Here is a 24,763-nt window from a genome sequence, read left to right on the forward strand (position 1 = left end):
GTAAAATTACATAAAATTTATATAAAAATACAATATATTTATTACTGTATGTAAGGAGAAGTAATATGAAAATAAATCTACCTAAAAAAGTTGAATTTATAATTAATAAAATATATGAAAATGGATATGAAGCTTTTATAGTTGGTGGATGTGTAAGGGATTACATTTTAGGTTTAGAGCCTAATGATTATGATATAACTACTAGTGCGACGCCAAATGAAATATTAGAAATATTTAAAGATTATAAGACTATAGAAATAGGAATAAAGCATGGGACTGTAAGCGTTATGATTGATAACGAACTATATGAAATAACTACATATAGACTTGAGAGTGAATACGAGGGCAATAGAAGGCCTAAAAGCGTAGAATTTACATCAAATATTTATCATGATTTAAAAAGAAGAGATTTTACCATAAATGCAATGGCGTATAACGACAAAGTAGGATTAATTGATAAATTTGATGGAGTAAATGATGTAAAAAGAAAGGTTATAAAAACAGTAGGAAATCCAGATGAAAGATTTAATGAAGATGGATTAAGAATAGTAAGAGCTATTAGGTTTAGCGCAAAATTAGGATTTGAAATTGAAGAAGATACTTTAAAAAGTATATATAAAAATGCAAATATAATTAAAAATATAAGCATAGAGAGAATAACAGATGAATTTAATAAAATAATACTTAGTAAAAATTCTAAAAAGATTATTACTTTATATGAAACTAAAATTTTAAAATACATAGGTATGAAACTTGATTTAGATGAAGATGAAAAATATATATTTGAAAAAGAGCTAGATATATTATCTGAGTGTGATAAAAACTTAGAAGAACGTTTAGTTATGTTAGAATATTTAATTATAAATAGAAGCGAAAAAGAACTTAGATATGAAGAAGGTAAAGGCATAATTAATTTACTTAGATACTCTAAAAAAACTACAGATAATTGTAATAAATTAATTGAAAATATGTTTTTAGATGAGAATAATATAGATAAAATAAAAATTAAAGAAAGGCTAAGAAAAATAGGCTATAGTAATTTAATTAAAGTTTTAAAATTAAAAAGAATTTATTATAACTATATTTTAAAAGATGATAATTGTAAATTAAAAGAAAAAATAAAGTATTAGATACATATGTTAACACAATAATAAAAATAGAAAGAAATAAAGAGTGCTACACTATAAAAGATTTGAAAATAGATGGAAAATTATTGAATAATATTGGATATAGAGGAAAAGAAATTGGTGAAAAATTAGAAGAATTACTTTATGAAGTTATAAAAAATCCAGATTTAAATAAAAGCGAAATACTAATAGAACTAGCTAAAATACAATAAAATTATGTCGTAAAAGTTAATCTAAAGTATAAAAAAATTTTAAAATAAAATAAAAATTTTTATTAATATAGGAAAATCAATAAAGATAAGTAAAATAGCAAAACAACCTTAAAACATTTCTTTTATTGTTAAATAATGCTATAATGTTATGTGATTTTAAAAATGATATCGGAGGTTTTAAATATGAGAGTCGAAGCCCCTATTAAGGTAGACCGAAAAACAAAAAGGCTTGCGAAGAGACTTACAGGTGGAGAAATAGCAGTAATAAATCATATAGATATTGATGAAGTAGCTGCAAACTCTTTAGTAGAAGGTAAAGTCAAACTTATAATAAATGCATCACAATCCATAAGCGGAAGGTACCCTAATAAAGGTCCAGGAATATTGACTGAAAAAAATATCCTGATAATTGATAATGTAGGAGAAGAGTTATTTAATGAACTAAAAGAAGGACAAATTATTGAAGTTATAGATGGAAAGATATATAGAGACGGTGAAATTTTAGGACAAGGTGAAGTTTTAGATAAACAAGAAGTATCAATTAAACTAAAAAAAGCGTATGAAAACTTATCTGTTGAATTAGATAGATTTATAGATAATACAATAGATTATGCAAAAAAAGAAAAAGGATTCATACTAGGAGAAGTTGAGATACCACATGTTACAACAAACTATGCTAACAGGCACGTTCTAATTGTTGTAAGGGGTCAGGATTACAAGCAAGACTTAAGTACAATATTATCTTACATAGAAGAAATGAAACCAATACTAGTTGGTGTTGATGGTGGAGCCGATGCACTTTTAGAATTTGGATATACTCCAGATGTTATAGTTGGAGATATGGATAGTGTAAGTGATGAAGCACTAAAGAAAGCTAATGAAATAATAGTACATGCATATACAGACGGAAGAGCACCAGGACTTAAGAGAGTACAGGATTTAGGATTAGATGCAATAGTATTTCCAGCGCCAGGAACTAGTGAGGATATAGCTATGCTTATAGCTTATGAGTATAAGGCTGAACTTATAGTTGCTCTTGGAACGCATTCTAATATGATTGACTTCTTAGAAAAAGGAAGAAAAGGTATGGCAAGTACATTCTTAGTTAGATTAAAAATAGGTTCTAAGCTTATAGATGCAAAAGGAGTTAATTTACTATACAGAAGTAAATTAAAAATGAAATACATTTGGGCACTTATAGCTACTGCGTTATTCCCAATATTAGTTCTTATTTTGATATTGCCAGGCGCGCAACAATTTATACACTTAATGCAACTTAAGCTTAGATTATTATTACAGATGTAAATTAGGAGGAAAAAAATGCATATAAATATGAAATATTATATAGTAACTATAGGTGCTATATTTATAGCTCTAGGAATAGGTATATTAGTTGGATTTAACTTAAACTATGACCAAGAACTGGGCAAACAACAAGCTGAAATTATAAAGGACTTAGATACTAAATTTGAAGACTTAAAAAATACAAATGATAATTTAGAAAAAACTTTAGCTAGCGTAACTACAGATTACGATAAAGCAATAGAATTTATCAACCAAAATGTAGAAAAAGTAATAGTTGGTGAATTACAAGAAAAAATATAGGTATAATATCAACTAATGAAAATAATGACTATACAAAAGAAATAGGAGAAACAATAACTAAAGCGAATGGCTCTTTAGCATTTGATATTGTCCTAAAACATAATATATATGATGATGCTAAATTAAAGGAAGTATCAGAAAAGTTAAATATAGAAATGAAAAGTACGCAAGACTTAATAAACTATATAGTAGAGGCACTAAAAGGTGAAGATGCTAGTGATAAATTAACATATCTTCAAGAATTAGGAGTAATAAAAGTAAATACTTTAAATAGTAACTATATAAATTATGATTCTGTTGTTTTAGTTGGAGGAAATGATCCTAAAACTGGTAAAGAACAATTTGAAAAAATAGATAAAATATTAATTTCTAAGTTAAAAGAAGAAAATAAGTATATGGTAGGTGTTCAAAAATCTGATGCCAAATTCTCAAATATAGACCTATATGCTAAAGATAAAATTACAACTATAGATAATATAAATGAAGGTGTAGGAAAATTATCTTTAGTTATATCTTTAAAAGAAGGTAGAACAGGTGAAAACTTTGGGAGATTAGAAGGTTCAGATGCATTATTACCATATAAGAAATAAAGGGGAGATAAAAATGAATCCTTATATAAGTATAATAATACCAGCTTATAACGAAGAAGATAAAATAAAAGATACGTTAGAAAATATAAAAAATATAAAAGAGATAAATGAAGTAATAGTCGTAGATGATGGTTCTAGCGATAATACAAGTTTGGTAGCATCAAATGTTAAAGATGATAAAATTAAAGTATTTACGCTAGATAAAAATAGAGGTAAGGGATATGCATTAAACTATGGACTTAAAATAGCTATGAAAAATGCAGATATTATAGGTTTTTTAGATGGAGATTTAGGAAGTTCATCAAGTGAGATTGAAAAGCTTATAAAACCTATATTAAATAATGAAGCAGATGTAATAATAGCAAAATTCCCGCCTGCTAAGAAAAAAGGTGGATTAGGTTTTGTAAAAAGTTTAGCCAAAGAATCTGTTTTAGAAATGACAGGTAAAGAGTTAGATGCAACTTTATCTGGACAAAGAATTTTCAAAAAAGAAGTTTTAGAAAAATTTGATGAAATACCATTTGGATATGGTGTAGAAGTTGGAATGACAATAGATATATTAAAGTATGGATATACAATAAAAGAAGTGCTAGTTAATATGACTCATAGTGAAACTGGAAGAGATTTAAAAGGATTTATTCATAGAGGGAAGCAGTTCTATCATATTAAGAGAGTTTTAAAACAAAAAAGAAAAGAATGGAGGTAGTATTTTGGAAACTTATATACTTTATACCATTTTATTAATATTAGGTATAGTTGGAACATATTCTATAATACCTTTATTTAAAAACTTATTAGTTGATAGTAATGTTGTTAGACCAAATTATAAAGGAGATATGATACCTGTAAGTATGGGTATTGTATTTCTTCCAATGGTAGTAATAAATAGTGCAATAATTGCAGTTTCAACAACAAATTTTGAAAATTTATTATACCTATTTATGTACATATTTGGAATGATATCTATGTTTTTTGCAGGAATACTAGATGATATTGTAGGAAACAGAGATGTAAGTGGGTTAAAAGGTCACTTTAAAAGTTTATTAAAAGGTAGTCTTACTACTGGTGGGTTTAAAGCGTTATTTGGAGGATTTATAGGTATTGTAATATCTTTAGGAGTATCTAAAAGTATGGGAGATTTGATTATAAATACTTTAATAATAGCTTTATCTACAAACTTAATGAATTTACTAGATTTAAGACCAGGAAGAGCTATAAAAGTATACTTAATTATAATGGTATCAATATTTATAACATTAACTGGATTTACAAAAGTACTTCCTCTTTTAATACTTCCAAATGTATTAGCGTATTTTGGTTATGATTTGAAAGCTAAAGCTATGATGGGAGATACTGGATCTAACGTACTTGGGATATCAATAGGAATATTATTTGTACTTGGATATTCGTTAAAAGTTAGATTACTATGGTTAGCATTTTTAATTTTTATACATATACTTACAGAAAAATATTCACTAACAAAAATAATTGAAAAAAACAAGGTATTAAATTTCATAGATAAGTTAGGAAGGTAATCTAATGATAAGTAAAAGAGTAGCGATAGTAGAATCCATAGTGGATAGAACTAATGGATTAGATGATATAAGAGTTAACTTAAATGGAGATATTCAAAGGGCCTATAATTACTCTAAGATGACAGGTGATGTAAATATAGGAGATGAGGTTGTTTTAAATACAACAGCAGTGGAACTTAGTTTAGGAACTGGAGGATACCACTTTATTATAGCAAATTTAAATAATTTAGAATCTAACCTTACTGAAGGCGGACATATAATGAAATTAAGATATACTCCATTTCAAGTAAAGGTCGATTCAGTAGAAGAACAAGAAAGTCCTTATCATGATAACATTGAAAACTTTTCAAGTTTGGACAATATGCCAGTGGTAGTAGGTACTCTTCATAGTATGCTAACTCCATTTGTTGCATCATATAAAAAGAATAATCCTAATAAAAAATTAGTGTACATAATGACTGATGGAGCAGCACTTCCTATATTTTTAAGCAAAAATGTATCTACACTTAAAGAAAAAGGACTAATAGATAATACAATAACAATAGGCAATGCATTTGGTGCAGATTATGATTGCATAAATATATATACAGCTTTAATTACAGCAAAAGAAGTTTTAAAAGCAGATGCAGTATTTGTAAGTATGGGACCAGGAATTGCAGGAACAGGAACTAAATACGGATTTACAGGTATAGAACAAGGTCCTATATTAGATGCGATTAAAAAGCTTGGGGGATTTCCAATAGCTATACCTCGAATAAGTTTTGCAGATAAAAGAGATAGACATAGAGGAATATCTCATCATAGTTTAACAGTATTTAAAGATATTGTTAATGTAGATGTAAACATACCGATAACAACTTATGATGAAGAAAAATTAAGTTTAATAAAAGAACAAATAATAAATAATAAATTAAAAGATAAACATAATGTAGTATATATTAAAAATGATAATACACAAAATGATTTAAATCATTTTGGCCTTAAAGTTAGAAGTATGGGTAGAAATTACGAACAAGATAAGGAATTTTTTGATGCTGCAAGTAGTGCAGCGTATTACTTAATGGAGGTTTGTGATGAGAGAAGAAGAAAAGACCATAAGCAGTGATAGAATATATACTGGTAAAGTAATTAGTCTAAAAGTTGATACTGTTGAGATTGAAAAAAAGGGATATCAAAAAAGAGAAATTGTAGAACATGGTGGAGCTGTAGCGATAGTTGCAATTAATGATAATAATGAGGTTATACTAGTTAAACAATTTAGAAAAGCAATAGAAAAAGTTATCTGGGAGATTCCTGCAGGAAAGTTAGAAATAGGAGAAAATCCTAAAGATTGTGCTATAAGAGAATTAAAAGAAGAGACAGGTTATAGTGCAGATAATATGAAGTTAATACATAAATTTTATACATCAGCAGGTTTTTCTAATCAAAAGGTATATATTTTCTTAGCTACAGGACTTACAGCTGGAGATAATAACTTTGATGATGATGAAGATTTAGAAGTTCATAAAATAGACTTAGAAGAAGCTTATAATATGATATCTAGAAATGAAATTGAAGATGCAAAAACTTCAATAGGTCTTTTATTATTTAATAAAGATTTAATATAAAATGCATAACCTCCTCTTTACTTACATAGTATTTTGTAAGGTAGTAGAGGAGGTTATAAATTTGAGAAAAACATATAGAAAAGGGAATTTTAGAGAAATAAACGAACAGATAATAGTTGTAGGATTTATATTTGTAGTATTTGTTATACTAGGTTCATTTTTAAATAAAATATGGCCAGTTCATCAAAATAATATAATGGATAATATCAATCCGGTTATAGAATACTATAATTTAAGTCCAGGTACAAAGGATGCAGTAATATCTAATTTAAAGAATGATTTTATATTTATGAGTTCAATAAGTATATTTACTTTATTAGTTATAACTTTTCCTATAATACTTATAATATTTATGCTAAAAGGTTTATCAATAGGCTATACTATAAATAGTGCTATACTAGCATTAAAGCTAAAAGGTAGTAAGATGATTTTAATAGTTTTACTTAAAAATTTAATTATCATACCAGGTGCAATCATACTAATATTAATTTCACTTAATTACCTAAAAGAAGTTATTTATGAGTTGAAAAAGGGAAAAAGAGATAATATACTATTTTTAGGAAAAAGATATTTACTAAACGCCATAATTGTACTAGCTATAACAGTTAGTTTACAATTAATATTAAATACTATAAGTATTGGTATTATTAAGTTCCTAGTCAGATAAAGGAGTTTACTATGGAAGTTATAAAGGAATATATAGCTTATATAAAAGATAAAAAAAGATTATCAGATAATACTGTATCATCTTATTTTACAGACATTAAAAAATACTTAGATTATCTAAAAGAAAAAACAATAAAATTAAATGATGTAGTAGAAAATGATATTATAGGGTATATAATAAAACTAGAAAAAGACAATATATCAGTAGCAACAATATCAAGAATGATATCTTCAATAAAATCTTTTCATGATTATCTATTTTTAAATCATGTTAGTGAAAGCAATCCGGCAAAAAGTATAAAAAAGCCTAAAATAGAAAAAAGTGATTTAGATATATTGACAGAAGAAGAAATAGAAAGATTACTAGATTTTCCGAAATTAACAACTCCTAAATTAGTAAGAGATAAAGCTATATTTGAAGTCTTATATGGGACAGGTATAAAAGTATCCGAATTAGTTGAGATGGATATAGATGATGTAGATTTAGAGATAGATTATATATATTGTAATATTACTAAAAACCAAAGAGTAATACCTCTTTCTGAAATAACTAAAATATATTTAGAAAAATATATAAAAGAAGCAAGACCAGAATTAGCATTAAAAGGAGAAAAAGCATTGTTTGTAAGCTCTCTAGGGCAAAGGTTTACAAGACAAGGTCTTTGGAAACTTATAAAAAAGCATGCTAGCTCTGTTAATATAAATAAAAATATAAACCCAAGTATGCTTAGACATTCATTTGCAATTCATTTATTAAATGAAGGTGCAAATATAGCTGTAGTTAGTAAAATATTAGGAAATGCTAACTTATCTAGTTTACAGTCATACTTAAACCACATAAATAAAAATGTAAGAAGAGAAATAAAAGAAAAACATCCTAGAAAGTAAACCATAATAAGGAGGACAAAACAAATGAGTAGAGTAGTATGGGTTATAATCGACAGTGTAGGAATAGGTGCACTTCCAGATTCTAAGGAATTTGGCGATATAGGTGTTAATACTTTAGGAAACATAGTTAAAGAACATAAAGATATAAAAATACCAAACCTAATAAAATTAGGAGTTGGAAATATAGATGGTGTTGATTTTTTAGAAAAAACAGAAAGCCCAATTGGGGTATTTGGTAAGTGTAGCGAAGTATCTCAAGGAAAAGATACAACTACAGGACATTGGGAGATGACAGGAATATTAGTTGAAACACCTTTTAAAACTTTTGAAAATGGATTCCCTAAAGAAATAATAGATGAATTTGAAAAAAGAACAGGAAGAAAAGTAGTAGCAAATAAACCAGCTTCTGGAACAGCAATATTAGATGAGTATGGAGAACATCAAATGAAAACAGGAGATGTAATAGTATACACTTCAGCTGATAGTGTATTCCAAATAGCTGCACATGAAGAAATAATACCGTTAGATGAATTATATAAAATGTGTGAAATAGCAAGAGAAATAATGATGGGAGATAATGCTGTAGCAAGAATAATAGCAAGACCATATATAGGAACAGGCGTTGGGAAGTTTGAGAGAACTTCTAATAGACGTGACTATTCATTAAACCCATTTGAACCTACAGTACTTGATAACATTAAAGAAAGTGGTCTTGATGTTATAGCAGTTGGTAAAATAGAAGATATATTTAATGGACAAGGTATAACTGAAGCTATACACACTAAAGACAATATGCATGGTGTAGATGAAACTATAAACTACATTAAAAAAGAAAATAATGGATTAATATTTACAAACTTAGTTGATTTTGATTCAAAGTATGGACACAGAAGAGATTCTTTAGGATACAGAAAAGCATTAGAAGAGTTTGATGCAAGAATACCCGAAATAATAGAATCATTAAATGGTGATGATATACTTATAATAAATGCAGACCATGGTAACGACCCAACTTATAAGGGGACAGACCATACAAGAGAATATATACCTGTATTAGTTTATGGAAAATCATTAAAAGAAGGTGTAAACTTAGGTATAAGAAATAGCTTTGCAGATATAGGAGCAACAGTTGCAGATATATTAAATGTTAAGATGCCAAAACATGGTACTAGCTTTAAAAATGAGATGACAAAATAATTTGTGGAGGACAAAATTTATGGATAATATATTTGATAGAATACAAGAAAGTGCAGAATTTATAAAATTAAAGAGTAGTGTAAAACCTAAAATAGGACTTATATTAGGATCAGGATTAGGTGTACTAGGTGATGAAATACAAAACCCAGTAAAGATTAAATATAATGATATACCAAACTTCCCAGTATCAACAGTAGAAGGACATGCTGGATGCCTTGTTATAGGAGAACTTGAAGGTAAAGAAGTTATAGCTATGCAAGGAAGATTCCATTACTATGAAGGATACACTCAAAAAGAAATAACTTTCCCTGTTAGAGTTATGAAAGCATTAGGTGTAGAGACAATAATAGTAACTAATGCAGCAGGTGGAGCGAATGAAAATTATAAGCCAGGAGATTTAATGGTTATTAAGGATCATATAAACTTAAGTGGAAGCAACCCATTACTAGGGCCAAATGATGATAGATTAGGTGCAAGATTCCCAGATATGTCAACAGCTTATAAGCCAGAGTATATAAACTTAGTTAAAGAGTGTGCAAAAGAATTAAATATGGAAATACAAGAAGGCGTTTATGCGTTCTTTAGTGGACCAACATATGAAACTCCAGCAGAAGTTAAAATGGCAAGAATATTAGGCGCAGACGCAGTGGGTATGTCTACAGCCCCAGAGGTTATAGTTGCATCTCATTCTAATATGGATGTTATAGGAATATCATGTATAACTAATATGGCTGCGGGAATACTTGACCAACCTCTTGATCATGAAGAAGTTATAGAAACTACTCAAAAGGTAAAAGCTGAGTTCTTAAGCTTAGTAAAAACTGTAGTTAATAAAATATAGCTTTATATAGTAAGCTTAATACTAATTCTCAAATTAGTATTAAGCTTATTGTGATTAACATAAATAATAAATTAATATAGGTGTATTAAGGAGAATTATTATGAGAATGTACGATATAATAAGAAAAAAAAGAGATAATCATGAATTAAGTAAAGCTGAAATAGAATTCTTTGTAGATAAATACTCAAAAGGGGAAATACCAGATTATCAAGCATCAGCTTTGTTAATGTCAATATACTTAAATAAAATGAATAAAGAAGAAACTGTATATCTTACAGAAGCAATGATGAAATCTGGAGATGTAATAGATTTATCAGATATAGATGGTATAAAGGTAGATAAGCATAGTACAGGAGGAGTAGGAGATAAAACTACAATAGCATTAGCTCCACTTGTAGCAGCATGTGGTGGGCCTGTAGCAAAAATGTCAGGTAGAGGTTTAGGACACACAGGAGGGACTCTAGATAAGCTAGAAGCTATACCAGGATTTTCAATAGAAATGGAAGCTGATAAGTTTATAAAGTCAGTAAACGAGCATAAAATAGCTGTATGCGGACAAACAGCATCTATAGCAGTAGCAGATAAGAAAATGTATGCACTAAGAGATGTTACAGCAACAGTTGATAATATATCTTTAATAGCAGCAAGTATAATGTGTAAAAAATTAGCTTCAGGCGCTGATGCTATATTACTTGATGTAAAAACTGGAGATGGGGCATTTATGAAAACATTAGATGACTCATTTGAATTGGCAAAGGCAATGGTTGATATTGGTTGTGGAATGAATAGAGAAACTATAGGTATGATAACAGATATGGATGAGCCACTAGGATTTGCAGTAGGAAACTCTTTAGAGGTTATAGAAGCTATAGAAACATTAAAGGGAAATGGTCCTAAAGACTTTGTTCTTCTATGTGAAACTCTAGGAGCTTATATGCTAGTTTTAGCTAAAGTTTGTGATGATTTTGAAGATGGAGTACAAAAAATAAGAGAGGCTATAAATTCAGGAGCAGCACTTGATAAATTAAGAGTATTTATAGAAAATCAAGGTGGAGACAAAAACATAGTTGATGATTACTCATTACTTCCAACTGCTAAAAATATAGTGCCTGTGAAAGCTTTAAAATCTGGATATATAAGCAAAATAGAGGCAGAAGAGGTTGGAATGGCAGCTATGATTTTAGGTGCAGGAAGAGAGACTAAAGAAGATATACTTGATATGGCAGCAGGAATAGTTTTAGAAAAGAAAGTTGGAGAATATGTTAATGAAGGTGATATATTAGCATATATTCACTACGATAGAGAAGATAAATTTGAAGCATCTAAAGAAAGGTTTATGGGAGCTTATTCAATAGTAGAGGAAGAAGTAGTACCTAAAAAATTAATTTATGGTGTTGTAACTAAAAATGAAATGAAAAAATTCTAAAAAGTGATTATAAAAAGCCTAACGTGTAAACAATAACGTTAGGCTTTTTAATTGTAAGAAATTAAAAAATTCAATATAAATAAGCTTTGAAAACCATGAGCCTAGCAAAATTTTTTATATTATAAATATATATTAAACAAATTTGTTCGACAATTTTATTGAAAATTTTCATGCTTAGATTTATAATATAAAGGATATAAATATATGTATAAGGAGTAGAAAACTCTATGGATTTTAGTAAGAATAAATGGAAAGTAGTAGGATTAACTGCCATTATATTAATAGTTTTGATCGGAATATTTGTATTTATGCAAATGGGAGCAGTTGATAAAAATAATAAAGAAAATATAGTTATAGAGATACCTCAAGGTGCAAGTGTTAGCACTATGTCTAATATATTATATGAAAATAATCTTATAAAAAATAAGACTTTATTTAAAGTGATAGTTAAATTAAGTAATAAAGCTCCATCAATAAAGGCTGGAAAATATTTACTTAATAAAACGTATTCAAACAATGATATATTAAATATATTAGCTTCGGGTAAGACGTATAATGATGGAATCAAAGTAACTATTCCAGAAGGAGCGACATCAAAAGAAATAGTTTCATTATTAGTAGATAAAAAGTTGGGGACTAAAGAAAATTATGAAAAGTTAATAAAAAACCCAAAGGATTTTTATAAAGAAGCTAGCTTTTTAAAAGAGGATGATATAATTTCTTTAGAAGGATTTTTATATCCAGAAACATATTATTTTGACAAAAATGTATCGGAAAAAGAAGTACTAAACACGATGTTATTAGGATTTAAAAATGTTTATAGCGACAAACTAAAAGATAGACAAAAAGAGCTAAAAATGACTCTTGCACAAGTTGTAAACTTAGCATCAATCGTGGAAAAAGAAGCAGTTTTAGATGAAGATAGACCAACAATTGCAAGTGTATTTTATAATAGACTTGATATAAACATGCCTCTTCAATCAGATGCAACAGTACAATATATTTTTGAAGAAAGAAAAAAGATAGTAACATATAATGATTTAAAAATAAACTCTCCATATAATAGCTATAAAAATAGAGGTCTTCCACCTACACCTATAGCTAATCCAGGAATCAAATCTATAGAGGCTACATTGTATCCAGAAGACACAGAATATTTATACTTTGTGGCTAAGATGAATGGTGGAAACAATTATAGTACAAACTACGAGGACCATTTGAAATACGTTAAAGAATATAAAGATGAAAGAGATAAGTTAAGTAAAAATAAAGCTAATGAGAAATAGACTAAAAATTATTTAATGATAAGATTTTAAATTATGGATTATGCTTTAGAATATTAAGGTGTAATCCTATATTAATTTTTTTGTCACTTAAGGAGTGAGTGTTATGAGTAATATAGTAAATGATTTAGTAGAAGGTTATATAAGAAATACATTACAAGATAAAAGTGGACTTTTAAGAGACTTAGAAGTTTATGCAGAGGAAAATAATGTACCTATAGTTCACAAAGAAGTATCTGATTTATTAAAGGTATTATTAAAGGTACAAAAGCCTAAAAGAATATTAGAAGTTGGATGTGCAATCGGATACTCATCTATATTATTTGCATCTACATTAGGTGAAGATGTAGAGATAATAACTGTAGAGAGAAATGAAAAGATGATAGAAAAGGCTAAAGAAAATATAAAATTAGCTGGATTTGAAAAAAACATAACTATATTAGAAGGAGATGCTGAAGAACTATTAAACGGAGTTTCAGGTGAGTTTGATATGATCTTTTTAGACGCTGCTAAAGGTCAATATCAATTATTCTATGATATGGTTATAGATAAATTAAAAATAGATGGTTTATTAATATCTGATAACATACTTTATAAAGGTATGGTAGCCCATGATGATTTTGTAATAAGAAGAAAAAAAACAATAGTAAAAAGAATGAGAAATTATTTAGATTATATATGCAAGTGTGATTATTTAGATACATCTCTAATACCTATAGGAGACGGTGTAGCTCTTAGTTACAAAAAAGAAGAAAGAGGTGATATAAATGCATAAAATTGAGCTTTTAGCGCCAGTATCAAACTTAGAAGAATTAAAAATAGCACTAAAGTATGGAGCAGATGCAGTTTATACAGGTGGAGAAATCTTTGGTTCTGAAACAACTTCAAGAAACTTTACAAAAGAAGAAATAAAAGAAGGTAGTGAATTTGCTCATAAATTAGGAAAGAAACTTTATGTAACAGTAAACGTAATTCCTCATAATGATGATTTTAGACAATTAGATGAATATCTACTAGAACTTCAAGAAGCTAAAGTAGATGCAATTATAATCGCTGACCCAGGAGTATTAAGTATAGTTAGAAATGTAGTTCCTAATATGGAAGTACATTTAAGTAGCCAGGCTAATATTGCCAATTATGTAACTGCTGATTTTTGGTATAATCAAGGTGTAAAAAGAGTAACTGTAGCTAGAGAATTATCATTTAAAGAGATATCTCAAATTAGAGCCAAGACATCTTTTGATATGGATATAGAAGCATTTATGCACGGAGCTATATGTATATCTTATTCAGGTAGACGTTTAATAAGTAACTACCTAAATGGAAGAGGAGACGCTAATAATTCGCATGATTACTCAGGAAAATTAGAATATAATCTAATAGAAGAGAAAAGACAAGGTGAATATTATCCTGTTTATGAAGATAAGAGAGGAACATTTTTCTATAACTCTAAAGATTTATGCATGATAGAGTATATACCAGATTTAATAAAGACTGGTATAAACAGTTTAAAAATTGAAGGAAGAACAAAAAATATTTATAATTTAGCTTCAATAGTTAGAGCATATAAAATGGCCATAGATGAGTTTTATAAAAATCCTGATGAATGGAAGTTTAATCCTACATGGTTAGAAGAAATAAAAAAAGGAACTAGCAGAGATTTTACAACAGGGTTTTATTTAGATGAAACTAGAGAATATGATAATGAAGACGAACAATATTTTAATATTAATAAATATGAATTTGTTGGTTTAGTAAAAAATATTGAAAATGAGCTAGCTTTAATAAAATTAGAAGATAAAATAAATATTGGAGATGAAGTTGAAGTAATATCTCCGCTTAAAGAAACTATACCTTCTAAAATAGAACAAATATATAACGCTAATGATGAAGAAATAGAGTCAGCAGAAAAAGGACAAATTGTAAAAATCAAATTATCACAAAATGTGGATAAGGACTGTATGTTAAGGAGAGAATCAAAAGATGAAGAATAAGAAAAGACCGCTTATAATAGGGATAACAGGAGGAACTGGATCTGGAAAAAGTACTGTCTGTAAGGCTATAATAGAGAATATACCAGAAGAAAATATAGCAATATTAGAACAAGATGCTTACTACAAAGATCAAACTCATTTAAGTTTTGAAGATAGATTAAAAACTAATTATGATCACCCTCTTGCATTTGATAACAAGCTTCTTATAAAACATATAGAAGATTTATGCGAAGGAGAAACTGTTGAAAAACCAATATATGACTACGAACTTCACACAAGAAAGAAAAATGAGACAATAAGTATATGCCCTAAGGATATAATTATTGTTGAAGGTATAATGATATTAGAGGATGAAGAACTAAGAGATAAATTAGATATAAAAGTATATGTAGATACTGAAGATGATATAAGAATACTTAGAAGAATTCAAAGAGATATAAAAGAAAGAGGAAGAACTGTAGACTCTGTTATAGAACAATATTTAACTACAGTAAAGCCTGCACACGATCAATTTATAGAGCCATATAAAAAATATGCAGATATTATAATGCCAGAAGGTGGGCAAAACGAAGTAGCCATAGATATAGTTATAACTAAAATAAGAACACAATTAAATTAATATATATAGTATTAACCCCTTAGAAATTGTCAAAAATGACAAGTATCTAAGGGGTGATTTTATGTCAAGAAAAAAGGGTGTAATAGATAAAAAACTTATAAGAAGAGCTTGGAGTATGTTTTTTATAAGTGCTATGGTGTATATATTTTTAATTTATAGATTATATGATATACAACTTAGAGATGCTAATATCTATAAAGAAAGAGTCGATAACCAAAGCTTACAAAAAGTAGATTTAAATAGTGGAAGAGGAACAATATATGATAGAAATAATAAGCCACTAACAGATGTTGAAAAAAAGCAAATAATAATAGCTGAAAAAGAAAGAATTATTAAAGACTATAATATTCGTGAACTAATAAAAGAAGTCACTAAAATGGATGAAGCAAGTATATATAAAAATATAGAAAAGCAAATTGATTCATCAGTAGTTCAAATTGAAGTAGATAAAATGGACAGCAAAACAAAAAATAAATTAGAAGATAATGGATTAATAGTTGAAGAAAAGACATTAAGATATTCAGCAGATAAACTACTATCTCATACAATAGGATATATAAAAAGCTCAGATAAAATGGGTCAGTCAGGAGTAGAAAAAAGTATGAATGATGTACTTAGTGGGTCTAATGAAAAGTATGTGTCTGCATTTAAAGCTGGAGATTCAGGTAATACAGGTAATATAAATATATTAAAAGGTAGCATAAAAACAGTAAATGAAAATAAAGATGCTAAGCACATTAAATTAACAATAGATAAAGATATTCAAAAAAAAGTTGAAAGTGTGTTAGACAAAGAAGAGAACCCAACAGCTGCAGTAATATCAGATGTAAATACTGGAGAAATACTATCTATGAGTTCAAGGCCAACTTTTGATCTAAATAATATATCTAAAGATAATAAAAGTGATGATGGTGAATTTATAAATAGAGCTATACAAGCTACATATCCACCAGGATCTGTATTTAAAATAGTAGTTCTTTATGCGGCTTTTGAAAATAATATCATAGATGAAAATTATACCTATACTTGTACTGGGCATGCAAAAATTGGAGTAAAAGGAGAGGTTTTAAATTGTAATAAGCTTGATGGCCATGGTCCTCAAACATTACAACAAGCCTTTTCTAATTCGTGTAATACAGCATTTTTAGATATAGCATTAAAAGTAGGTGAAAAGAACATAATAAAAGCTTTAAAGCAGCTTCATTTAGATGAGAAAGTAGATATAGGACTAGATGAAGAAAAGAAAAAAGATATACCTACAGATATAGCTATACGTAATTTAGCAATAGGACAAGGTGATATAGAGTTTACACCTTTACAGATAAATCAAATGACTCAAATAGTTGCCAACAATGGTACATATAAACCTTTATATATGTATGATAGCATTATAGATAATAAGAAGAATATTATCAAGGGATTTAGAGGTTCTAAGTCAGAAGAAATTATATCTCCTTATACACTAACTAGAATAAAAGAGATGATGAAAGACGTATCAAAAAATGGTACAGGTAAGATATTAAAAGATTTAAATGGAGGGTGTGGAGTTAAAACAGGAACAGCACAAAGTAGGTCAAATGGAAAAGATATAAACCATGGATGGATAACAGGATACTATCCAGAAAATAGACCTAAGTACGCAATTACAGTATTAGTAGAAGGAAAACCTGATAAAAGTAAGTCTGCAACACCGCTATTTAAAGAGATATGCCAAAAATTAAATGAAAAATAAAAAATAAATATTTATGAAACAAGCAATTTAAGCACTCCCTCATCATATAATTTACAATGAGACGTCAAAAAGAGGGGGTGCTTTGTGACTATTCTTAAATCATTTGAAAAACCATTAACCCCTGAAGAAGAAGTTAATTATCTAACAAAATTTAAAGACGAAAAAGATGAATCTGCTAAAGAAATTTTAATTGAAAGAAACATGAGACTAGTAGCGCATATTGCAAAAAAGTATAACAATTCTAGTGAAGATCAGGATGACCTTATATCCATAGGCACAATAGGCCTTATAAAGGCTATAGAAACGTATAAAGTTGATAAGGGAACTAGACTTGCAACGTATGCTTCTAAGTGTATTGAAAATGAGATATTAATGAGCATTAGAACAAATAAAAAAATAAAGTTCAAGTATCTCTTCAGGATCCTATAGGCATGGATAAAGAGGGTAATGAAATTAGTTTAATTGATGTATTAGGAACAGATATTGATGATATAATAGATCAAGTAGAACTAAAGGTTCAAATATCCAAACTGTATGAACAGTTGGAAAAAATACTTACTAAGAGAGAAAAAGAAATAGTTCTCTTACGATATGGATTAACTACAAGTGGATATAAGACACAAAGAGAAATTGCGCAAAAATTAGACATATCCAGATCTTATGTATCTAGAATTGAAAAAAGAGCCCTTAAGAAGCTTAGAAAAGAGTTAAAATCAGAAAAAAGCCTTATTTAAGGCTTTTTTTTGTATGTTAATATACCTTATTTAGAGTGTATTAAAGTGTTAAAAAAGAGAATTTTTTGTTGAACAAATTTGTTTTTTCTAATCAAGAAGTGACAAAATATTCTAACGCCATGTGCTATTATAACTTATATAGTAGCAAAAACGAGTATTATCAAGACATATAAATATATATATCGTATTTAGTTAAAAATCAATTAAATTTATACTAAGCAGTAATAAATTAGAAAAGGATGGTGACTATTATGATAACTTTATATAAACATAGAGATATATTGGAAATTATAAATATAGCTATAGTTATATCAGTTCCATTGATATCTCTTATACTCTATAGAACATCTAAAATCACATCATTTCTTATTATATCTTTAATCTTCACTATAGAGTTAATATTTATAATATATTTATCAGAACAAGGGTACAAATATCCTATTGTAGCTAATATATTAATAAACGTTATTATAATCAAATCGACAATAATAAATCACATAAAATCAAATACCCTAGACATAAAAGAAGTTAAGCACAAGTTAAGAAAGAACAAAAAAATTATTTCTAAATATATTAATGAAATAAATGTAGAATGTAACTTACAAAATAAGTATGAAGATAAAATCTTAAAATTAAATAAGGAAATAGAGAAAGCTATAGAGGAGTCAGAAACTCCTATATTTGTTATAGGAAGTAAAAAAGAAAACTTTTATAGCAATGAAGCATTTAAAGAATTTATAAAAGAAGATAATGTTAGTAATGCAGAAAAAGATATATTTGCATATCTAAATTATAAGTTCATAAATAGCAATGAAATCATAGAAAGTATAAAATCTAAAAAACAAAACAGTATAAATCTTAATGCCTATGATGGTAAAATATACAGATTTGTAAGCTTTGCTAATAAAATTGACAATAAAAACATTCAGATATGCATGCTAAGTGATATAACTCAAAGCACATTAATCCAACATAAGTTAATGGAAAGTGAAGAAAGATATAAAAAACTAATGGATATATTAAATGATGGAGTAATAATCCATAATATGAATACTGTAAGTTATGCAAATAACAAGGCTATAGAATTATTTAATCTAGATAATGAATCATTAGATAACATATTAGTAGACGATATGAAATTAAATATAAATAAAAAATTTAAACAAGAATTTCTTAAGAATATGAGTATAGTTAAATTAAATAAGCAAGATAAAACAACAATGAAATTAGAGACAAAGAAAGGTAGAGTTATTGAATTTATAACAACGAGTATTACATTAAATAACGAACGTATGTTACTTAGCATAGCTATAGATATAACTGATTCTGAAAAAGTAATAACTTATTTAGAACAAAGTGAAAAAACATATAAATTATTATTAAAGACACTGCCTGAAGGGATAATGATAATTGATAAAAAAAGTAATAATTATATATACAGAAATAAGGTTATGATGAAGCTATTAAAAGATATTGGTGTTGAAAATTTAAATGAAGTAATAAAAGATTACATTGATAAATGTGAATATGGAGTATTTAAAAAGTTCACTTTAAATCTAGAAGAGAAAACTAATATATCTGTTGCAATAATAGACAGAATAGAAGATGAAACTTTTGTAGTAGTAGTTAGAACTTTAGATGATCAATGTAAGATAGAAAAAATGGAAGAAGAATTAAATGAAATAAGCGATAAAAATAAGTTTAAAACAGAATTTTTAGCGAACTTAACAAATGATATAAGAAAGCCAATAGATACCATATTTACAGTTAATAATATGTTAAATATTAATAAAGATAAGTATAACTCTAAGTACATAAGCAACTACACTAAATTAGTTAAACAAAACTGCTATAGATTAATGAGGTTATTAAATAATGTGGAAGAGATTGAAAAAGTAGACAATAGAATCTATAGTATGAATTTAAAGAAATATGATGTAGTAAAATTAATTAAAGACATAGTTGAAAAGTCAAAATATTATATTTATGAAAAAGGCTTAGATGTTTATTTTGAATCTAATGTAGAAGAAAAAGTAATGATTATGGACAAAGAAAAAATAGAAAAAATAGTGCTAAATTTATTATCAAACTCAATTAAATTTACAGAAAAAGATGGAAATATAAAAGTATCTATAAGCGCTAAAGATGACAAAGTTAAAATTAAAGTTTCAGATACAGGTGTTGGAATACCAGAGGATAAAATGGAAGTTATATTTAATAACTTCGAACAAGTAGACACAACATTATCAAGAGGGGCAGAAGGCTCAGGAATAGGATTATCTTTAGTTAAGAAATTAGTAACTGTTCACAAAGGAGAGATAGCTGTTGAAAGTAAACTAGGACAAGGGAGCCAATTTGAAATCACGCTAGACAATAATGAAATATATGATACCTTAAACAAAGATATAGAGTTAGGCTATAACTTTAGCGATAATGAAAAAATAGATATAGAGTTTTCAGATATATATTTTGATGTAAGTTCTTAAAATACAAGTCAACATGAGGGGGGATTAAAATGTATAAATATATAAGTATATTAAGCATCTCGATTTTTCTCATGAGTTTATACATAATATATTCAAATTTTACCGTAAATAAAAGCAAAAAAAATTTTAGTTTATTAGTATCAATGAGTATTATAACAATTAGTAAGGTTATTTTTTTAATAGATAATAATCTTATGACGATTGATTTTTTATATAAACTTATAATTGTGCTAACTGTAATACAGCTAAATTTAGTAAAAAAGAAAAGACAATATATATTACTTTTAGGGATATATTTTATATATATAATAATGAGTTTAGCATTTAAGGATAAGTTTATAAATATTAAAGACACATTAGATTTAATATTATCAACATATATTTTTTATACTGTATATATACTAGATATTAAAAAAATTTTCAAAAAGAATTAACTCTAAATAGTAAATTAAATAAAGCGGAATATAAAAAGAAAGTAAGTAATGAAAAATTAATCCATACTAAGTCTATAACTAAAGGTATAAATGATAATTTAGAAATAAAAGAAACAATTTTAGAAACTATTTTAAATGAATCTAAAAAATGCATAATGATAATAGATAAAGATGGATACATAGTAAGTGATGAAAATAATTTTATAAAAATGTGGAAAGAGTATGAAGGTTTCAAAGGTAAGATAAATATAAATTTATTTTTAATGGAAAGTATAAAAAATTCAGATGAGTTTTTACATAATTTAAGAAAAGCTAGAGAATTTGAAAAAGAAATAAAAGGAGAATTAGAAGGCAAAGATGGAAGATATTTTGAAATAGACTATGCTCCTTTTATAATTAGTAATGAAAATATAGGAGTTATCTGTTCAGTAACAGATATTACATACGAAAAGAAAAGTAAATTAAAAATAAAAGAAAATGATGCTAAATATAAAAAGGTAGTTGATAATATACCTTATTCAGTGCTTATTACTGATGAAAATAATATACTATACGACAATGATAAGAATGAAAATATAAACTTTAATAAAGAAAATATAAAAAATATAATACTAGAGCCATGTATAAAAGGAGAGATATATTATACAGATGAAAACTCTAAACAAACATGTTTAAATATTGATAGGACAAGCTTTAAAGATAGAGAAAATACTAAAAATGTAATTACTATAAGAGATATAACACAATATAAAAAATTACTACAAGAGTTAGAATATAGTAAGAAAAAATATGAGTCTTTGGTAAACATAATTCCTGAAGGTATATGCATATTAGATTTACCTAAAAAGAAAATGACTTATTCAAATAAAGCAATGGAAAGTATGGTAAATAGTGTTGATATGAAAGAAATTCAAAATAGTATGAATGAAAATATTATAATACCATCAGAAAAGGATAATGATGTAGTTAAATTTGAAAGAAAAGTTATAAAAAATAAATTTGGAGAAGATGTATACTTAGAATGTGGATCTATGGTTATAGATGTAAATGAAAAATTGAAAATGATTGGTATAACAAGAGATGTAACAGATCAAGTTAAAGCTGAATTAATGGAGAAAGAGATAGAAGAAAAGAAAAAAGAAAATAAAATAAAAAATGAATTCTTCATAAATATGTCTCATGAATTAAAGACTCCATTAAATGTAATAACATCATCAAATCAATTACTAGAAGTTATGCACAAAGATTATATAGAAAAAAATCCAGAAGGTGAAATATCTAAAGCCGTAGGAGTAGTCAAGAAGCACTCTTATATGCTAATGGGGTTAATTGACAATATTATAAATTTATCTAAATTAGAATCAGATTTTCATGAGTCTAAAAGGGACTATTATAATATAGTAAGTATTGTAGAAGATGTATGTTCTGAGTTTGATAAATATGTTAAAGTAAATAATGTGAGTATACTATTTGATACAGATGAAGAAGAAAAAGTAGCAAAAATTGATCCTCAAGATATAGAAAAAGTTATACTAACTTTACTATCTATGATAATAAGATACTTAGATAATGATAGTGTAGTTTGCGTTGATTTAAATGTATTAGATGATAAAACTACTATACATATAAGTAGTAAAGGGCAATTTAGTTATCAAAGATATATAAATGATAAAGAAAGAAAAAGTTTAGATATGGGAATAGAAGTAGCTAAATCTATAGTAAGACTATATAACGGAGAAGTAGATATAAAAATAGGATTAAATAACGATATAGATATAAAAGTAGATTTTAAATCAGATGAAGAATCTGAAATTTATAAAAAAAGAGTTAAAAATAAAGGCGATGACTTTATTTATGAAGAGTACTTAAGAATATGTAAAAATTAACAATTTAATTGTATAAATTAAGAACTGAATGACAATAAAGCTAGATAGGAGAACATATGAGTATAAAATCAACAACTAAAACAATATGTTTATTGGGTCATCCAGTTAAACATAGCTTTTCACCTGTAATACATAATTATTTGTTTGATAAATACAATGAAAATAAAATATATACATGTTTTGATGTAGAACCAGATGAGTTAAAAAATAGTGTAAATGGTATAAAAGCATTAAAAATAGAAGGATGTAATGTTACCATACCGCATAAAGTAGATATAATAAAATACCTAGATAGTATTGATTCAAATGCAAAATTAATAGGTGCAGTAAATACTATAAAAAATAATGATAATGTATTAAAAGGATATAATACTGATGGAATGGGATTTGTTAAATCTATATTAGATAAAGGTTATGATTTATGCGGTAAAAATATAATGATAATAGGTGCTGGTGGTGCATGTAGAAGTATAGCTATTGAGTTATGCTCAAATAATGTTAAATCTATAGAAATTAGAAATAGAAGTATAAATAGTTCTATAGAAATATCAGATGTAGTTAAATCAAATTTTAATACAGTTATATCATATTCAAGTGAGCCTATAATAGAAAGTGATTTAGATAATATAGATATATTGATAAATACAACTCCTATAGGAATGGAAAGTGAATTATGTCCGGTAGATGAAAATTTAATTCCTAAAAATAACTTATTAGTATGTGATATAGTTTACAAGCCACATGAAACAGCTTTTATCAGGTGGGCAAAAAAACATAACTTAGATGTAGTATATGGAATAGATATGTTGATAAATCAAGCAATAGAGGCTTTTTATATATGGACAGGTATTAAAGCTAATAATGAAGATATAAAACATATAAACATGCTTTATAAAGAAAGTATAAAAACTAAGTAAAACCTTTAATTAAAGGAGAAAAAATGAAGTATAAAAAAGATGGATTTGTATCTATTGAATGTATAATTAGTTTATCTATAATAAGTTTGGCCGTATATATAATATCAACATCACTTTATAGTAACTACGTTATAGTTAATACCAATAAAGAGCAGGTAGAAATGTTAAACCTAGCTAAATCTAACTTAGAACTTACTAAACATCAAATTAAGAAAAGTTCAAGTGAAATTATAGAAAATACCAAGAATACAAAAATAGTAAACTCATACGAAATAAGTACAATAATAGAAAAAGATATCTACTACGAATGTCATAAAGTAAATGTTAAAGTTAAAAATGATAAAAATAATATAAGTCTTTATAGTTATGTATTTAAACAATAAAGGTTCAGTTTTAATAACTACATTAATGATATTTTCTATTATAAGTACGGTATGTATGATGTGTATAGGTTTAAATTATAGTAATAAAAGTATTTTTAATTTAGAATACAAAAGTATACAGCTAAAGGAATTATCACTTGGAGCAATAGAAATTGTACATAGCAATATTGTAAAAGAAGTAGAAATTGCAGTAGAAAGTAGTACAAATGAGGAAGCGTTTAAACAATATTTCTTGGAAAGTAATTTTATACATAATATAAAAGATATATCAAAGAGTGACCTAGATAATGTATTAGTAAATACATCTAAAAAAATATTATATGATAAAGAGGGATTTATATACTTTGATATTATATGCAATTCATCAAAAGATACCTATACAAAAAAGATTCAAGCTAGTGTTAAAATATTAAATCCTTATTTAGGAATAAAAGAAAATACAAAAGATGAAGAAAACATAATAGATAAACCAGAAATTGATGATTCGAATTTAAATGATATAAAAGATTACTATGAAGAAAATGAACAAGATAGTATAGACTCTAAAAATTTAGTAATTATATATGATTACAAGGAGATATAACTTATGAAAAGAGAAGGA

The 24,763-nt window shown here is 26.7% G+C and carries 24 protein-coding genes and 1 pseudogene; all 25 read left to right on the top strand.

The window, feature by feature from the left end; translation table 11 throughout:
* Positions 1-65 precede the first annotated feature (65 nt).
* Positions 66-1,130, top strand: a complete 1,065-nt coding sequence (locus tag BN899_RS01405; RefSeq protein WP_052356488.1) for a CCA tRNA nucleotidyltransferase — start codon at positions 66-68, stop codon at positions 1,128-1,130.
* A gap of 62 nt (positions 1,131-1,192) precedes the next feature.
* A complete protein-coding gene (locus BN899_RS18850; protein WP_154658870.1) occupies positions 1,193-1,339 on the top strand; it encodes a hypothetical protein in 147 nt (48 codons plus the stop codon).
* Between the two features lie 183 nt (positions 1,340-1,522).
* The gene (gene steA / locus BN899_RS01410) at positions 1,523-2,644 is read left to right on the top strand and encodes a putative cytokinetic ring protein SteA (protein WP_042271894.1); all 1,122 of its coding nucleotides are present in this window, start codon (positions 1,523-1,525) and stop codon (positions 2,642-2,644) included.
* 27 nt (positions 2,645-2,671) lie between these two features.
* Positions 2,672-3,534: pseudogene (locus BN899_RS01415) on the top strand (copper transporter).
* Positions 3,535-3,547: 13 nt separating this feature from the next.
* The gene (locus BN899_RS01420) at positions 3,548-4,240 is read left to right on the top strand and encodes a glycosyltransferase family 2 protein (protein WP_042271993.1); all 693 of its coding nucleotides are present in this window, start codon (positions 3,548-3,550) and stop codon (positions 4,238-4,240) included.
* A gap of 4 nt (positions 4,241-4,244) precedes the next feature.
* A complete protein-coding gene (locus BN899_RS01425; RefSeq protein ID WP_042271897.1) occupies positions 4,245-5,069 on the top strand; it encodes a glycosyl transferase in 825 nt (274 codons plus the stop codon).
* Positions 5,070-5,073: 4 nt separating this feature from the next.
* Positions 5,074-6,174 (top strand): DUF3866 family protein, encoded by a 1,101-nt coding sequence (locus BN899_RS01430; RefSeq protein ID WP_042271900.1) that lies wholly within the window; start codon positions 5,074-5,076, stop codon positions 6,172-6,174.
* Complete coding sequence (locus BN899_RS01435) at positions 6,143-6,676, top strand: NUDIX hydrolase (protein ID WP_042271903.1); 534 nt, start codon at positions 6,143-6,145, stop codon at positions 6,674-6,676. The genes BN899_RS01430 and BN899_RS01435 overlap by 32 nt, the downstream gene beginning before the upstream one ends.
* A gap of 61 nt (positions 6,677-6,737) precedes the next feature.
* Positions 6,738-7,343 carry a stage II sporulation protein M gene (locus BN899_RS01440; protein ID WP_042271905.1) on the top strand — a complete coding sequence of 202 codons (606 nt, stop codon included), beginning with the start codon at positions 6,738-6,740 and terminating at the stop codon, positions 7,341-7,343.
* Between the two features lie 11 nt (positions 7,344-7,354).
* Positions 7,355-8,230 (top strand): tyrosine-type recombinase/integrase, encoded by an 876-nt coding sequence (locus tag BN899_RS01445; RefSeq protein ID WP_042271908.1) that lies wholly within the window; start codon positions 7,355-7,357, stop codon positions 8,228-8,230.
* A 24-nt stretch (positions 8,231-8,254) separates the two neighbouring features.
* A complete protein-coding gene (locus BN899_RS01450) occupies positions 8,255-9,427 on the top strand; it encodes a phosphopentomutase (protein WP_042271910.1) in 1,173 nt (390 codons plus the stop codon).
* 19 nt (positions 9,428-9,446) lie between these two features.
* On the top strand, positions 9,447-10,268 hold the full coding sequence (locus tag BN899_RS01455; protein WP_042271913.1) for a purine-nucleoside phosphorylase: 822 nt from the start codon (positions 9,447-9,449) through the stop codon (positions 10,266-10,268).
* Positions 10,269-10,368: 100 nt separating this feature from the next.
* Positions 10,369-11,694, top strand: coding sequence for a pyrimidine-nucleoside phosphorylase (locus BN899_RS01460; protein ID WP_042271916.1), 1,326 nt, complete (start codon positions 10,369-10,371; stop codon positions 11,692-11,694).
* A 227-nt stretch (positions 11,695-11,921) separates the two neighbouring features.
* Positions 11,922-12,980: an endolytic transglycosylase MltG gene (mltG, locus tag BN899_RS01465; RefSeq protein WP_042271919.1), complete on the top strand. Its 1,059-nt coding sequence runs from the start codon at positions 11,922-11,924 to the stop codon at positions 12,978-12,980.
* 103 nt (positions 12,981-13,083) lie between these two features.
* Positions 13,084-13,752, top strand: coding sequence for an O-methyltransferase (locus BN899_RS01470; RefSeq protein ID WP_042271921.1), 669 nt, complete (start codon positions 13,084-13,086; stop codon positions 13,750-13,752).
* Positions 13,745-14,971 (top strand): peptidase U32 family protein, encoded by a 1,227-nt coding sequence (locus BN899_RS01475; protein ID WP_042271924.1) that lies wholly within the window; start codon positions 13,745-13,747, stop codon positions 14,969-14,971. The genes BN899_RS01470 and BN899_RS01475 overlap by 8 nt, the downstream gene beginning before the upstream one ends.
* The gene (udk, locus tag BN899_RS01480; RefSeq protein ID WP_042271926.1) at positions 14,961-15,590 is read left to right on the top strand and encodes a uridine kinase; all 630 of its coding nucleotides are present in this window, start codon (positions 14,961-14,963) and stop codon (positions 15,588-15,590) included. Before BN899_RS01475 ends, udk begins: the two co-directional genes overlap by 11 nt.
* A 61-nt stretch (positions 15,591-15,651) precedes the next feature.
* Complete coding sequence (locus tag BN899_RS01485) at positions 15,652-17,322, top strand: peptidoglycan D,D-transpeptidase FtsI family protein (RefSeq protein WP_042271929.1); 1,671 nt, start codon at positions 15,652-15,654, stop codon at positions 17,320-17,322.
* 84 nt (positions 17,323-17,406) lie between these two features.
* Positions 17,407-17,751 (top strand): sigma-70 family RNA polymerase sigma factor, encoded by a 345-nt coding sequence (locus BN899_RS20040; protein ID WP_278244939.1) that lies wholly within the window; start codon positions 17,407-17,409, stop codon positions 17,749-17,751.
* 2 nt (positions 17,752-17,753) lie between these two features.
* Positions 17,754-18,056, top strand: coding sequence for a sigma-70 family RNA polymerase sigma factor (locus tag BN899_RS20045; RefSeq protein WP_278244940.1), 303 nt, complete (start codon positions 17,754-17,756; stop codon positions 18,054-18,056).
* Between the two features lie 251 nt (positions 18,057-18,307).
* The gene (locus BN899_RS01495) at positions 18,308-20,542 is read left to right on the top strand and encodes a PAS domain-containing sensor histidine kinase (protein ID WP_052356489.1); all 2,235 of its coding nucleotides are present in this window, start codon (positions 18,308-18,310) and stop codon (positions 20,540-20,542) included.
* 550 nt (positions 20,543-21,092) lie between these two features.
* A complete protein-coding gene (locus tag BN899_RS01505; protein WP_278244941.1) occupies positions 21,093-22,862 on the top strand; it encodes a PAS domain-containing sensor histidine kinase in 1,770 nt (589 codons plus the stop codon).
* 56 nt (positions 22,863-22,918) lie between these two features.
* Positions 22,919-23,779 carry a shikimate dehydrogenase gene (gene aroE, locus BN899_RS01510; protein ID WP_042271938.1) on the top strand — a complete coding sequence of 287 codons (861 nt, stop codon included), beginning with the start codon at positions 22,919-22,921 and terminating at the stop codon, positions 23,777-23,779.
* A 23-nt stretch (positions 23,780-23,802) separates the two neighbouring features.
* Positions 23,803-24,162 (top strand): hypothetical protein, encoded by a 360-nt coding sequence (locus tag BN899_RS01515; protein ID WP_042271941.1) that lies wholly within the window; start codon positions 23,803-23,805, stop codon positions 24,160-24,162.
* Positions 24,146-24,745: a hypothetical protein gene (locus tag BN899_RS01520; RefSeq protein ID WP_052356492.1), complete on the top strand. Its 600-nt coding sequence runs from the start codon at positions 24,146-24,148 to the stop codon at positions 24,743-24,745. Before BN899_RS01515 ends, BN899_RS01520 begins: the two co-directional genes overlap by 17 nt.
* Positions 24,746-24,763 lie beyond the last annotated feature (18 nt).

This window comes from Faecalimicrobium dakarense (genome assembly GCF_000499525.1).
Taxonomy (GTDB): Bacteria; Bacillota; Clostridia; order Peptostreptococcales; family Peptostreptococcaceae; genus Faecalimicrobium; species Faecalimicrobium dakarense.

Bases quoted from the DNA above. Each gene is read 5' to 3' on its own strand.
- BN899_RS01475 (WP_042271924.1), top strand. From the start codon at position 13,745: ATGCATAAAATTGAGCTTTTAGCGCCAGTATCAAACTTAGAAGAATTA.
- BN899_RS01495 (WP_052356489.1), top strand. From the start codon at position 18,308: ATGATAACTTTATATAAACATAGAGATATATTGGAAATTATAAATATA.
- steA (WP_042271894.1), top strand. From the start codon at position 1,523: ATGAGAGTCGAAGCCCCTATTAAGGTAGACCGAAAAACAAAAAGGCTT.
- BN899_RS20045 (WP_278244940.1), top strand. From the start codon at position 17,754: ATGGATAAAGAGGGTAATGAAATTAGTTTAATTGATGTATTAGGAACA.
- BN899_RS01470 (WP_042271921.1), top strand. From the start codon at position 13,084: ATGAGTAATATAGTAAATGATTTAGTAGAAGGTTATATAAGAAATACA.
- udk (WP_042271926.1), top strand. From the start codon at position 14,961: ATGAAGAATAAGAAAAGACCGCTTATAATAGGGATAACAGGAGGAACT.
- BN899_RS01445 (WP_042271908.1), top strand. From the start codon at position 7,355: ATGGAAGTTATAAAGGAATATATAGCTTATATAAAAGATAAAAAAAGA.
- BN899_RS01460 (WP_042271916.1), top strand. From the start codon at position 10,369: ATGAGAATGTACGATATAATAAGAAAAAAAAGAGATAATCATGAATTA.
- BN899_RS01450 (WP_042271910.1), top strand. From the start codon at position 8,255: ATGAGTAGAGTAGTATGGGTTATAATCGACAGTGTAGGAATAGGTGCA.
- BN899_RS01515 (WP_042271941.1), top strand. From the start codon at position 23,803: ATGAAGTATAAAAAAGATGGATTTGTATCTATTGAATGTATAATTAGT.
- BN899_RS01485 (WP_042271929.1), top strand. From the start codon at position 15,652: ATGTCAAGAAAAAAGGGTGTAATAGATAAAAAACTTATAAGAAGAGCT.
- BN899_RS01405 (WP_052356488.1), top strand. From the start codon at position 66: ATGAAAATAAATCTACCTAAAAAAGTTGAATTTATAATTAATAAAATA.
- BN899_RS01455 (WP_042271913.1), top strand. From the start codon at position 9,447: ATGGATAATATATTTGATAGAATACAAGAAAGTGCAGAATTTATAAAA.
- BN899_RS01520 (WP_052356492.1), top strand. From the start codon at position 24,146: ATGTATTTAAACAATAAAGGTTCAGTTTTAATAACTACATTAATGATA.
- BN899_RS01430 (WP_042271900.1), top strand. From the start codon at position 5,074: ATGATAAGTAAAAGAGTAGCGATAGTAGAATCCATAGTGGATAGAACT.
- aroE (WP_042271938.1), top strand. From the start codon at position 22,919: ATGAGTATAAAATCAACAACTAAAACAATATGTTTATTGGGTCATCCA.
- mltG (WP_042271919.1), top strand. From the start codon at position 11,922: ATGGATTTTAGTAAGAATAAATGGAAAGTAGTAGGATTAACTGCCATT.
- BN899_RS01435 (WP_042271903.1), top strand. From the start codon at position 6,143: ATGAGAGAAGAAGAAAAGACCATAAGCAGTGATAGAATATATACTGGT.
- BN899_RS01420 (WP_042271993.1), top strand. From the start codon at position 3,548: ATGAATCCTTATATAAGTATAATAATACCAGCTTATAACGAAGAAGAT.